General features: G+C 66.4%; 9 protein-coding genes. All 9 read left to right on the forward strand.

All coding sequences use genetic code 11. The annotated features are described in order from the left end of the window. Positions 1 to 50: 50 nt before the first annotated feature. The 9 genes from dnaJ to ACW7G3_RS02185 all read left to right on the forward strand — a co-directional run bounded on the left by dnaJ (position 51) and on the right by ACW7G3_RS02185 (position 13,024). Positions 51 to 1,178 (forward strand): molecular chaperone DnaJ, encoded by a 1,128-nt coding sequence (gene dnaJ, locus ACW7G3_RS02145; protein ID WP_456980836.1) that lies wholly within the window; start codon positions 51 to 53, stop codon positions 1,176 to 1,178. Between the two features lie 82 nt (positions 1,179 to 1,260). Continuing rightward, positions 1,261 to 1,968, forward strand: a complete 708-nt coding sequence (dapB, locus tag ACW7G3_RS02150; protein ID WP_456980837.1) for a 4-hydroxy-tetrahydrodipicolinate reductase — start codon at positions 1,261 to 1,263, stop codon at positions 1,966 to 1,968. A gap of 163 nt (positions 1,969 to 2,131) precedes the next feature. Beyond that, positions 2,132 to 3,274, forward strand: coding sequence for a glutamine-hydrolyzing carbamoyl-phosphate synthase small subunit (carA, locus tag ACW7G3_RS02155; RefSeq protein ID WP_456980838.1), 1,143 nt, complete (start codon positions 2,132 to 2,134; stop codon positions 3,272 to 3,274). A 10-nt stretch (positions 3,275 to 3,284) separates the two neighbouring features. Then, a complete protein-coding gene (locus ACW7G3_RS02160) occupies positions 3,285 to 5,189 on the forward strand; it encodes an alpha/beta fold hydrolase (protein WP_456980839.1) in 1,905 nt (634 codons plus the stop codon). 7 nt (positions 5,190 to 5,196) lie between these two features. Beyond that, positions 5,197 to 8,445, forward strand: a complete 3,249-nt coding sequence (gene carB / locus ACW7G3_RS02165) for a carbamoyl-phosphate synthase large subunit (RefSeq protein WP_456980840.1) — start codon at positions 5,197 to 5,199, stop codon at positions 8,443 to 8,445. After that, on the forward strand, positions 8,442 to 8,915 hold the full coding sequence (gene greA / locus ACW7G3_RS02170; protein ID WP_456972074.1) for a transcription elongation factor GreA: 474 nt from the start codon (positions 8,442 to 8,444) through the stop codon (positions 8,913 to 8,915). Before carB ends, greA begins: the two co-directional genes overlap by 4 nt. Positions 8,916 to 8,921: 6 nt before the next feature. Next, the gene (locus ACW7G3_RS02175; protein ID WP_456980841.1) at positions 8,922 to 9,866 is read left to right on the forward strand and encodes a phosphoglycerate mutase; all 945 of its coding nucleotides are present in this window, start codon (positions 8,922 to 8,924) and stop codon (positions 9,864 to 9,866) included. Next, positions 9,863 to 11,590, forward strand: coding sequence for a single-stranded-DNA-specific exonuclease RecJ (recJ, locus tag ACW7G3_RS02180; RefSeq protein ID WP_456980842.1), 1,728 nt, complete (start codon positions 9,863 to 9,865; stop codon positions 11,588 to 11,590). The genes ACW7G3_RS02175 and recJ overlap by 4 nt, the downstream gene beginning before the upstream one ends. Positions 11,591 to 11,698: 108 nt before the next feature. Continuing rightward, positions 11,699 to 13,024: a PPC domain-containing protein gene (locus ACW7G3_RS02185; protein WP_456980843.1), complete on the forward strand. Its 1,326-nt coding sequence runs from the start codon at positions 11,699 to 11,701 to the stop codon at positions 13,022 to 13,024. Positions 13,025 to 13,027 lie beyond the last annotated feature (3 nt).

Here is a 13,027-nt window from a genome sequence, read left to right on the forward strand (position 1 = left end):
GCTTGTGGACCACGGAACACCTGGTCCGCCTGGCAACACGGACCTGATTGATGAGCAAACGCGACTATTACGAAGTCCTTGGCGTCTCCCGCAGTGCCACCGAGGACGAGCTGAAGAAGGCCTATCGCCGCAGCGCGATGAAGTACCACCCTGACCGCAACCCCGACGATGCAGACGCGGAAGCGCGGTTCAAGGAGTGCAAGGAGGCCTATGAGGTGCTGTCGGACGGCGGCAAGCGCCGCATGTACGACCAGCACGGGCATGCCGCGTTCGAGCACGGCATGGGCGGCGGCAACGCAGGCCCGGGCTTCGGCGGTGCCGACATGGGCGACATCTTCGGCGACATCTTCGGCGACATTTTCGGGGGTGGACGAGGCCGGCCGCGGCGCGGCGCCGACATGGGCTACATGTTGGAGCTGGATCTGGAAGAAGCCGTTGCCGGCGTGGAGCGCAAGATCGAACTCCAGACCCTGGCCGGCTGCGGTGACTGTGACGGTTCCGGCTCCGAGGACGGCAAGCAGGAAACCTGTTCGACCTGTCACGGGCGCGGGCAGGTGCGCATGCAGCGCGGCATCTTCACCATGCAGCAGGCCTGTCCGCATTGCGCTGGACGCGGTCAGGTGATCAGCAACCCCTGCGGCACCTGCCGCGGCGTGGGACGGGTGGAGGAAGAAAAGGTCCTGTCGGTGAAGATCCCGGCCGGCGTCGACACCGGTGACCGCATCCGCCTGGCTGGCGAAGGCGAAGCAGGCCCTGCGGGGTCTGCGCCTGGTGACCTGTACGTGGAAGTGCGGGTGCGTCCGCACGACATTTTCGAGCGCGATGGCGATGACCTGCACTGCGAGGTCCCGATCCGCTTCTCCCAGGCAGCGCTGGGCGCCAGCGTGCGCGTGCCCACCCTGGGCGGCGAGGCCGAGATCCGGATTCCCACTGAAACCCAGACCGGCAAGGTATTCCGTCTGCGCGGCAAGGGCGTGACCTCGGTGCGCAGCCGCCATCCCGGCGATCTGTTCTGCAAGGTGGTGGTGGAAACACCGATCAACCTCACCGCTGAACAGCGGGAGCTGCTGGACAAGTTCGAAGCTACTTTCGTCGGCGAAAATGCCCGCCGGCACTCGCCCCGATCCAGCACCTTCGTTGATGGCGTCAAGGGATTCTGGGAGCGGATGACCAGCTGAGGGCGCGCTCTGGCGGATGCAGTCGCGGCGCTGGCATCGTTCTGCGCCTCATGGCTGGCTTCCGACGGCTAGAATTGGCGCCATGATCGATCCTGTCCGTCTGCTTATCCACGGTGCCTCCGGACGCATGGGGCAGGCGCTGCTGCGCCTGTGCCGGGAACAGGATGGCTGCCAGGTGGTGGCCGCCGTCTCCACCCGGGTGCAGCAGCGGGTGGTGGATGGCGTGCCCTGGTTTACAGCTGCCGAACTGGGCAACGTTCCGGAATTCGATGTCGCGGTTGATTTCAGCCTGCCGGCAGCCTTCGACGCGATTCTTGAGCTGTGCCGGAAACGCGGCCGACCCCTGGTATCCGGAACCACCGGCCTTTCAGCCGCGCAGCGGAGCGCCCTGGAAGAGGCCGCGGCCGGCATTCCCGTGCTGTGGGCTTCCAACTTCAGCCTCGGGGTAGCGGTGCTGCATGAGCTGGTGGAGCGTGCCGCAAAGCTGCTGCCGGGCTGGGACTGCGACATCATCGAGGTCCACCACGTGCATAAACAGGATGCGCCGTCGGGAACGGCCCTGACCCTGGGTGCCGCGGCTGGTGAGGGAGGCGCCCAGGCGCGCTATGCGTCGATCCGGGCCGGCGACGTGGTCGGCGAGCACAGCGTGCTGTTGACCGCCGCCGGGGAACGTATCGAGCTGGTCCACCGGGCCACGAACCGGGACATCTTTGCCCGCGGCGCGCTGCATGCGGCCCGCCGGATCGCCGAAAAGCCGCCGGGGATCCACCAGCTGCGCGAGCTGCTGTAGCCGCGGCTGCTGCCCGGGCAGCTTTTTCGCAGCGGGATAGGGCCTCTTCCACTGGCGCAGGGTCGGGCACGCCGGTATCATTCCCGCTCGCCTGATTCCTCACGCCCGGACACGAACCCAGTTCGCTTCCGCGGATTTCTGCAACCCGACGTAGGCGATTCCCTTGACAGTATCAGCAATCCTCGTGCTCGAAGACGGGACCGTCTTCAGGGGCACTTCGGCCGGCGCGCCCGGCCTGTCGGTGGGCGAAGTGGTGTTCAACACTTCCATGACCGGCTACCAGGAGATCCTCACCGATCCGTCGTACGCGCGGCAGATCGTGACCCTGACCTACCCGCACGTGGGCAGCACCGGCTGCACCGATGAAGATGACGAAGCGCCGCGCGCCTGGGCTTCCGGCCTGGTGATCCGCGACGTGCCGCGCCGGCCAAGCAGCTGGCGCAGCCGCATTGCGCTGCCGGAATGGCTGGCCGAGCGCGAGGTAGTCGCCATCGCCGGCGTCGACACGCGTCGGCTGACCCGCCTGCTGCGCGAGCGCGGCTCCCAGAACGGCGCCGTTCTGGCGGTCGATGGGGCCATCGGGCAGACAGACGTGGATCGTGCGATCGAAGCGGCACGCAAGTTTCCCGGGCTGGCCGGCATGGACCTTGCCCAGGAAGTCAGCACCCGGGATCAGTACGTCTGGGCCGAGGGCACCCTGGACCTGGACAGCGGCACCTGGAACAACCCGGCGACGCGCCGGCACGTGGTGGCCTGGGATTTCGGCATCAAGCGCAGCATCCTGCGCATGCTGGCCGACCGGGGCTGCGAGGTGACGGTGGTTCCGGCAACGACTCCCGCCGAGGAAGTGCTGGCGATGAAGCCGGATGGCGTGTTCCTGTCCAACGGCCCCGGTGATCCGGCGGCCTGCGACTACGCGATCGAAGCGGTGCGTGGATGCATCGGGAAGAAGGTGCCGGTGTTCGGCATCTGCCTTGGTCACCAGCTGCTGGCGCTGGCTGTGGGAGGGCGCACGGTGAAAATGGCCAATGGCCATCACGGCGCCAACCACCCCGTCCAGGATCTGGCGACCGGGCGGGTGATGATCACCTCGCAGAATCACGGCTTTGCAGTGGATGAGGCCAGCCTGCCCGCAAATGCGCGCGTGACCCACCGCTCGCTGTTTGATGGCACCAACCAGGGCATTGAGCTCACCGATGCTCCGGCCTTCTCGTTCCAGGGGCACCCGGAGGCCTATCCGGGCCCGCACGATGTAGCACCGTTGTTTGACCGCTTCATGGACATGATGGATTCCAACAAACGTTGAGGGAGAGGCAATGAAATTGGGAATTCGACTGCTGCTGGCGGCGCTTCTGGCCAGCTGCTTCGCGGGGACCGCGCTGGCGCAGAAGGTGCCGGTAGAGGATTTCTTCAAGGATGCGGAATTTTCCGCGGTGACGCTGTCGCCGACCGGCGAGTACATCGCGGTATCCGTGCCCCAGGAAGACCGCACCATCCTGGTGGTGCTGCGGGTGGCGGACATGTCGGTGACAGGCAGCTGGGAACACGGTGCGAACAAGCATGTCGAGAGCGTCCGCTGGGTCAACGACAACCGCTTCTTCATGTATGTCACCCAGAAGATGGGCCGCTACGATTTCCGCGTCGGATCGGCCGACGTGTATGCCAGCAACATTGACGGCAGCCGCCGTATCGAAATTCCACTCGGGGGCACCTACGAAATCGTCGATGTGCTCCCTGATGATCCGGATAATGTGCTGGTCCAGCGCTCGGTGGAGTCTGCTTACCTTTTGCGCATGGATGTCGCAAACGGCCGGGTCCGGACCGTCGCCAACGCGCCCTTGCGCATGGGCAACTTCCTGGTCGACCACAACGGCGACCTGAGGTATGCATTCGGCGTCGAGCGTGGGATGGACAACGTCGTGCTTCGCAGGGTGGGGGACTCCTGGGCGGAGGTCAGCCGCACTGCGGGCGTCATGTCCACCGGAGGCATGCGTCCGTTTGGTTTCGATGCGGATAACAAGCTCGTCTTCAGCCTCGTGGGCGAAAACGGCGGTCCGACCAAGCTGTACGCGATCGACCCGGATACCGAGGAAAGGACGCTGCTGTCGGGCAACGACAATGTCAGCGTGCAGCGCGTGCTCAGGAGCAGCGACCGCCGCGACGTTCTGGCGATCACCTACGAGGACGGGCTGCCTGGGATTGACTTCGTCAATGGCGAGCATCCAGAGGCCCTGACCTATGCCGGGCTCGTCAACGCATTCCCGGACCATGACGTCTCGTTCCACGGGATCAGTCAGGACGGCCGGTTCGTGCTTTTCAACGCCTACAGCGACGTCGATCCGGGAAGCTATTACCTGTTCGACCGTGAAACCGGGCAGGCCAGGTTCCTGCTTGCCGCCCGGAGCTGGATCAAGCCCGAGCAGATGTCGTCAATGCGCCCGTTCACCCTGGAGGCGCGTGACGGAACCACCCTCCACGGTTACATTACCCTGCCGCGCGGTAGCGATGGCCGCAACCTGCCGATGATCCTGCATCCGCACGGTGGTCCGTTCGGCGTGAGGGACTACTGGGCATTCAACCCCGAGGCGCAGTTCCTCGCCAGCCGTGGCTACGCGGTGCTGCAGGTCAACTTCCGCGGCTCTGGCGGCTATGGCCAGTCGTTCGTGGAAGCCGGCTACCAGCACTACGGTACCCTGCTGATCGACGACATGGTTGACGCCGTGGACTGGGCGATCGGAGAAGGAATCGCCGATCCTGCGAGGATATGCACGTATGGCGCATCCTACGGAGGGTTTGCCGCGATGCAGAGCGTGGCCCGATACCCTGATCGCTTCAGCTGCGCGATCGGGCTGGCCGGCCTGTATGACCTGGACCTGTGGGCCCGGGACAGCGATACCTCCCGGAGCGAGTTCGGCCGTACCGGCCAGCGCGAAATCCTCCCGGCGGATGCTGGCGAGCGCCGCGCACAGTCTCCCGCGCACAACGCGGAAAAGATCAAGGTGCCGGTGATGCTGGCACATGGCGGCCGCGACCAGCGCACGCCGATGTCGCAATACAACGCCCTGAAACGAGCGTTGCAGGCCGCCGGCAATCCGCCGGAGGTCGACATCGTCGAACCCAGGGAAGGCCACGGTTTCTACGACACCGATAACCAGGTCCGCCTCTTCCGGGCGATTGAATCCTTCCTTGACGAGCACATCGGCGCCAACGCCGCCAACTGAGACACCCATGCCCAAGCGCACCGACATCAAGACCATCCTGATCATTGGCGCAGGCCCGATCGTCATCGGTCAGGCCTGCGAGTTCGATTATTCGGGCGCGCAGGCCTGCAAGGCATTGCGCGAGGAGGGGTACCGGGTTGTCCTGGTCAACTCCAACCCGGCCACGATCATGACCGACCCCGATACCGCGGACGCGGTCTATATCGAGCCGATCGACTGGCAGACGGTCGAGAAAATCATTGCCAAGGAGCGTCCTGATGCGCTGCTGCCGACCATGGGCGGGCAGACCGGGCTGAACTGCGCCCTGGACCTTGCCGACAACGGCGTGCTGGAAAAGTACGGGGTGGAGCTGATCGGCGCTTCGCGCGATGCCATCCGCATGGCCGAGGACCGCGAGCTGTTCCGCGATGCAATGCGCGAGATCGGGCTGGACTGCCCCAAGGCGGAAGTGGCCCGCAGCTTCGAGCAGGCGGTGGAAATCCAGGCGACTGTCGGCTACCCGACCATCATCCGGCCCTCGTTCACCCTCGGCGGCAGCGGCGGCGGCATTGCCTACAACCGTGAAGAGTTCGAAGAGATCATCAAGCGCGGCCTGGAGCTGTCGCCCACCGGCGAGGTGCTGGTGGAGGAGTCGGTGCTGGGCTGGAAGGAGTTCGAGATGGAGGTGGTTCGCGACAGCGCGGACAACTGCATCATCGTGTGCTCGATCGAGAACCTGGACCCGATGGGCGTGCACACCGGTGACTCGATCACCGTGGCCCCGGCCCAGACCCTGACCGACAAGGAATACCAGCGGCTGCGCAACGCCTCGATCGCGGTGCTGCGCAAGATCGGCGTGGCCACCGGCGGCTCCAACGTGCAGTTCGGCATCAACGCCGACACCGGCCGGGTGGTGGTGATTGAAATGAACCCGCGGGTGTCGCGCTCTTCCGCGCTGGCGTCCAAGGCCACGGGCTTTCCGATCGCCAAGATCGCGGCCAAACTGGCGGTCGGACTCACCCTGGACGAGTTGAAGAACGACATCACCGGCGGCCTGACCCCGGCCTCGTTCGAGCCGGCGATCGACTACGTGGCCACCAAGATCCCGCGTTTCGCATTCGAGAAGTTCCCGCAGGCCAACTCGCGCCTGACCACGCAGATGAAGTCGGTGGGCGAGGTGATGGCCATCGGCCGCACGTTCCAGGAATCCCTGCAGAAGGCCCTGCGCGGGCTGGAGACCGGCAAGGTGGGGCTGGACCCCACCGATCTGGATCTGGGCAGCGCAGATGGCCTGACCGCGCTGCGGCGCGAGGTGAAAGACGCCGGCCCGGAGCGGATCTTCTATCTGGCCGACGCGTTCCGCAGCGGCATGGACGTGGAGCAGGTGCACGCCCTGTCGTGGGTGGATCCGTGGTTCCTGGACCAGATCCAGGAGCTGGTGTTCGCCGAGCAGGAGGTGGCTTCGGCCGGGCTCGAAGGTCTGGACGCCGCACGCCTGCGCGCGCTCAAACGCATGGGTTTCTCCGATGCGCGCCTGGCCCAGCTGACCGGCAGTGACGAGCAGGCGGTGCGTGCGCTGCGCCGCGCCTTCGACGTGCGCCCGGTGTACAAGCGGGTGGATTCCTGCGCAGGCGAGTTCGCCACCAGCACGGCCTACATGTATTCCACCTACGAGGAGGAGTGCGAAGCCAACCCCACCGATCGCGACAAGATCATGGTGCTGGGCGGCGGACCGAACCGGATCGGGCAGGGCATCGAGTTCGACTACTGCTGCGTGCACGCGGCGCTGGCGCTGCGCGAGGACGGGTTCGAGACCATCATGGTCAACTGCAACCCGGAAACCGTCTCCACCGACTACGACACCTCCGACCGCCTGTACTTCGAGCCGCTCACGCTTGAGGACGTGCTGGAGATCGTGGAAGTCGAGAAGCCCAAGGGCGTGATCGTGCAGTACGGCGGGCAGACCCCGCTGAAGCTGGCGCGGGCGCTGGAGGCGGCCGGGGTGCCGATCATCGGCACCTCGCCCGAGTCGATCGACCTGGCCGAAGACCGCGAACGTTTCCAGAAGCTGGTGGACCAGCAGGGCCTGAAGCAGCCGCCGAATCGCACTGCGCGCAGCCCCGAAGAGGCGCTGGTGCTTGCCCGCGAGATCGGCTATCCGCTGGTGGTGCGCCCGAGCTATGTGCTGGGCGGCCGGGCGATGGAAGTGGTGCATGCCGACGAGGACCTGGAGCGCTACATGCGCGAGGCGGTGAAGGTTTCCAATGATTCGCCCGTGCTGCTGGACCGCTTCCTCGACAACGCGGTGGAAGTGGATATCGACCTGATCGCCGACGCCGATGGCCAGGTGCTGATCGGCGGCGTGATGGAGCACATCGAAGAGGCCGGCGTGCACTCCGGGGATTCGTCCTGCTCGCTGCCCGCCTATTCGCTGTCCGAGGACACCCAGGCCCGCCTGCGTGAGCAGGTCACCGCGATGGCGCGCGCGCTCAACGTGATCGGGCTGATGAACACCCAGTTTGCGGTGCAGTCCAATGACGACGGCGAGGACCTGATCTTCCTGCTGGAAGTGAACCCCAGGGCCTCGCGTACGGTGCCGTTCGTGTCCAAAGCCACCGGCCTGCCGCTGGCCAAGATCGCGGCGCGCTGCATGGCCGGTCGCAGCCTGGCCGAGCAGGGCATGACCCGGGAAGTGGTGCCGCACTACTACTCGGTGAAGGAGGCGATCTTCCCATTCGCCAAGTTCCAGGGCGTGGATCCGATCCTGGGGCCGGAGATGCGCTCGACCGGTGAGGTGATGGGCGTAGGCCGCAGCTTCGGTGCCGCGTTCGCGCGTGCGCAGGAAGCCGCCGGCATCCGCACTCCACCTGCTGACGGCAAGGTGTTCCTCTCGGTGCGTGATCCGGACAAGGCGCGCTTGGTGCCGGTTGCCCGTGACCTGGTGGCCCGCGGCTACGCTTTGGTGGCCACCGGCGGCACCGCCAGCTGGCTGACTGAAAACGGCATCGCCTGCGAGCGGGTCAACAAGGTGATGGAAGGCCGTCCGCACATCGTCGACCTGATCAAGAACGGCGAAATCGCCTACATTGTGAACACCACCGAGGGCAAGCAGGCGATCGCCGACTCGTTCTCGATCCGGCGTGAGGCCCTGCAGCAGCGGGTGACCTATTCAACAACCATTGCCGGCGCCCGGGCCCTGTTGCATTCGCTGGAATTCCGCGGAACGGGGCCAGTCCTGGCGCTGCATGAACTGCATGAGGAACTGACACAGGCATGAGAGCACCACTGACCGTCCAGGGCGCACAGCGACTGCGCGCCGAGCTTGAGGAACTCAAGAGCGTCAAGCGTCCCGAGGTGATCAACGCGATCTCCGAAGCGCGCGCGCACGGCGACCTGAAAGAGAACGCCGAGTACCACGCTGCCCGCGAGCAGCAGGGCTTCATCGAAGGGCGCATCAAGCAGCTGGAGGGCGAGCTGTCGCACTCCCAGATTATTGATGTGTCCACGCTGAAAGCGGGCTCGAAGGTGGTGTTCGGCGCCACCGTGGAGCTGGAAGACGTGGCGTCCGGAAAGGAAACCCGTTATCAGATCGTGGGTGACCTGGAAGCGGATATCAAACAGGGGCTGATCGCGATCTCGTCGCCGGTGGCGCGTGCGCTGATCGGCAAGCTCGAGGGTGATTCGGTCAGCATCGATACCCCCGGCGGGACGTTCGAATACGACATCGTTTCTGTCAGCTACTCCTGACGCCTGATGCCCGCAGTCACATACCTGCTGCCCGCCGCTGAAGCCTTCGGCGCCCAGCGGCTGGGTCAGGATGGCGCAGCGCACCTGGGTCGGGCGGATCGGCTGCCGCCGGCCGACGCGGGTCGTCGCCCGCAGCTGCTTCGCCATTTCAGCCTGCTGCCCCGGCAGTGGCCAATCGCCGCGCTGAGCCGACAGGCTGATGCCGGCGATGCCGCAGGTGCCGCCTGGCTGCGCGCGGACCCTGCCTGGGTCCGGCCCGATATCAACGGCGCCCGGCTGCTGGCCTGTGGACAGGACCTGCAGCTGTCAGCGGATGACACCGCTGCGTTGGTAAAGGCCCTGCGGCCCGTATTTGGCGATGCCGGCTGTCCGATCGATGCACCGCATCCTTCGCGCTGGTACCTGCGGCTTCCGGCTGGGGCCAGCTTGCCGGAGTCCGTGCCGCCGGCCGAGGCGCTGGGCACCGATCTGGGTGAGCATCTGCACGGCGAGGGGACCATTCCCAGGCGCTGGCGCGCCCTGCTGAGCGAGGCGCAGATCATCCTGCACAACCATCCGGTGAACGCGGAGCGGGCCGAGCGTGGCCTGACGCCGGTCAATTCGCTGTGGTTCTGGGGCGGCGGCGTGCTGCCTGACCAGGTGAAAACAGCACACGCTGCGGTGATGACCGCGGAAGAGGAACTGCAGGCACTGTCCCTGGCTGCAGACGCACGGGTGGCTGAATTGCCGCCGGCATTCGATCCGGACTCTCCCGCCACGCTTGTCGACCTGCGGGCGCTGCGTGACCTGCGCCTGTTCGCCGATGTCTGGCTGATGCCGGCGCTGAAGGCCATCGCCAGCAGCCGGCTCACCGGGCTGACGCTGGATCTGGAAGACGGAACCGGCTATCGCTTCGGGCGTCGCCAGCGCCTGCGCTTCTGGCGCGGCGCACGGCCATCTTTGGCGCAATGACGCCGCTTCGCAGCATCCGACGCCGCAGCTATCAGACTGGCGGCAGCTGGCCTGATCACATTCCACCGCTGCTGCGCCGGGTGTATGCCGCGCGCGGCATTTCCGATCCTGCGCTGGCCACCCCGCGCCTTGCCAACCTGCCGCCACCGGACGGGATGCTCGATATCCAGGCGGCCATCGGACTGCTGGCCGATGCCATTGCCCATGACCGGCGCATCCTGGTAGTAGGGGACTTCGACGCGGATGGCGCAACCGCCTGCGCGGTAGCGGTGCGCGGACTGCGCATGATGGGCGCCCGCAACGTGGTGCACGCGGTCCCCAACCGGCAGGTCCATGGCTATGGCCTGTCGCCAGCGCTGGTGGAAGAAGTGGCCGCGCTGGAGCCGGACCTGCTGCTGACGGTCGACCACGGCATTGCCTGCCATGCGGGAATTGCAGCCGCCCGGCAGCGGGGCTGGCAGGTGGTGGTGACCGATCACCACCTGCCCGGCGAGCAGCTGCCAGACGCCAATGCAATCGTGAATCCGAATCGCAGCGGCGACGCCTTTCCCGCCAAGGCATTGGCCGGGGTAGGAGTGGCGTTCTATGTGCTGCTGGCCCTGCGTGCACTGCTGCGCACCCGTGGCGCGTTCGCCAGCCAGGCCCCGGACCTGACCGTGTTGCTGGACCTGGTGGCGGTTGGCACCGTGGCCGATCTGGTGCCTCTGGACCCGACCAATCGGGCGCTGGTGGCCGCCGGGCTGCGCCGGCTGCGGGCCGGCCGGGGCAGCGCCGGACTGCAGGCGCTTATCGAGGTGTCCGGTCGCGATTCGAGCACCCTCAGCGCTGCCGATATCGGCTATGCGGTGGCGCCCCGGCTGAATGCCGCCGGCCGCTTGGACGACATGTCGCTGGGGATTGAATGCCTGCTGTGTGACGACCCGGACCAGGCGCGCGGGCTGGCCCGCACCCTGGACCAGATCAACGCCGAGCGTCGCAATGTGCAGGCGACGATGGTGGAGGAAGCGGAGGCGGCAGTCGCCAGCTGCTCCATTGGCGGAGACGGGGCTGAAGTGCCGGCTTCCTATTGCCTGTTTGATCCGCAGTGGCACCCGGGCGTGGTGGGCCTGGTGGCATCCAAGCTCAAGGAGCGCATGCACCGGCCGGTCATCGCTTTTGCCCCGGCCGAGCCCGGAAGCACCATGCTCCGCGGCTCCGCCCGATCCATCCCCGGCTTCCACATGCGCGACGCCCTGGCAGCCGTTGATGTGTCGCATCCCGGACTGATCGAGCGCTTCGGCGGACACGCCATGGCCGCCGGCCTGAGTCTCCCGGCGGAGTGCCTGGAGCGGTTCGAGCACGCGTTCTGTGCGCAGGTGGTCGCAAGCATGGATAAAGCCCTGCTGCAGTCGCTGATCCACAGTGACGGTGAGTTGGAATCCGCGGAATTCGATCGCTATCACGCAGAGGCATTACGCGACGGTGGTCCATGGGGCCAGGCGTTTCCGGAGCCGCTGTTTGATGGGGAGTTCGACCTGGTGGACTGGCAGCGGGTAGGCGAACGCCACCTGCGCATGCGCCTGGGAGTTCCCGGTCGCGGCCAGCCGCTCAAAGCCATCCAGTTCGGTGGATGGCGTGACCAGCCGCCGCCCTCGCGGCTACGCTTGGCGTACCGCCTGGCCACCGACGACTGGCGCGGTGCGCGGGATATCCAGCTGGTGGTCGAACACCTCGAACCGGCCTGAATCCCGACCGGTCGTAAAGCAGATGAAGCGTTTATGATTCGCCCGCGGCCACCGTGGCTGCAGCCGCAGGGGCGACAGGCCGGCGGAAGGATTCGACGAGGATATTCCATGAATTACGGAACCCGATTGGCTCTGGGCGTGCTGATCGCCGCCGCCGTGGGCGGAAATCTTTACGCGGCAGAAACCGAGCCGCTGCAGCACGGAGTCGACATGCGCGGAGAGATCACCACCTCCGCCAGCCTCAACCATTCCGACGGCTCGCGCAGCCGGCTCTATCAGATCGAGATCGGCGAGCGGGAGCTGGTGAGCTTTGACTTGAGCGGTCCGCTGCGGGCACAACTCTCGCTGTTTGACGGAGAGGAGCTGGTGGCCCGTGCTGGTGATGGAACCCAACCGGCTTCGCTTGCGCTGCGTGCGCCGCGCAGCGCCGCGTACACGCTGGCGGTAAGCGGGGCCGATGGCGACGCATTCGGCCCCTACACGTTGCGTTCGCAGGTGCTGGCCGGGTGGGACGGGCAGCCATTGCGCGCGGGCACCGAGATCATGGATTGGGTGGATGGCAGCGCCCGGATTCCGCTGCGGGTCGACAGGCAGGCGATGTACACGATCAACCTGCGCTCCGACCAGTTCGACACGATGCTTGGGATTTCAGGCGAAGGGGTGGACGCCAGCGATGACGACGGCGGGGAGGGTACCCATTCGCGCCTGGGCGTGATGCTGGCTCCGGGCACCTATACGCTGACGGTGAGCGGGTGGGGCGACAGTGGCAAGGGCCTGTACCGACTGGCGGTGGACAGTCGCCCGATTCCATCCGGACTCAACCAGGGCGGCATCATCCGTCCGGGCGGTGCTGCACTGCAGGGTGCCTATCAGGGCACGCCGCTGAGCTATCAGTTCGCCTTGCGCAGCCGACAGCTGGTGAGCATCGACATGCGCAGCACCGACATCGATCCGCTGCTGGTGCTGCGGGGCGCGGGCGTTGAACATTACGACGATGACGGTGGCGAAGGCCTCGACGCCAGGCTGGTGCGGGTCCTGGAGCCCGGTGAGTACACCATCGAGGCCTCGGCCGCGACCGGTGGTGCCGGCCTGTTCTCGCTGGCACTGGCTGCCGAAGCGGTCCCGGAAGGCACCGGCGGCGGCCCCCTGGTTATTGGCGAGGCGCTGGAGCGGGTGCTTCTGCCCGATGCCACCGACCGCTACACCTTGACGGTGGAGACCGAAGGCGAATACGTCATCGACATGGCGTCCGGCCAGTTCGACAGCTGGCTGGAGCTGTTCGACGCCGACGGCGATGAAGTCGCCAGCGATGACGACGGCGGCGGAGCGTTGAACGCACGTATCCGGATGCGTCTGGACCCGGGCAACTACGTGATCGCAGCGAGCTCGATCAGCGGCGGCGGCCGTTACCGGATCTCCATCAGCGCCCTTTGAGGC

Source organism: Luteimonas sp. A478, assembly GCF_054052025.1.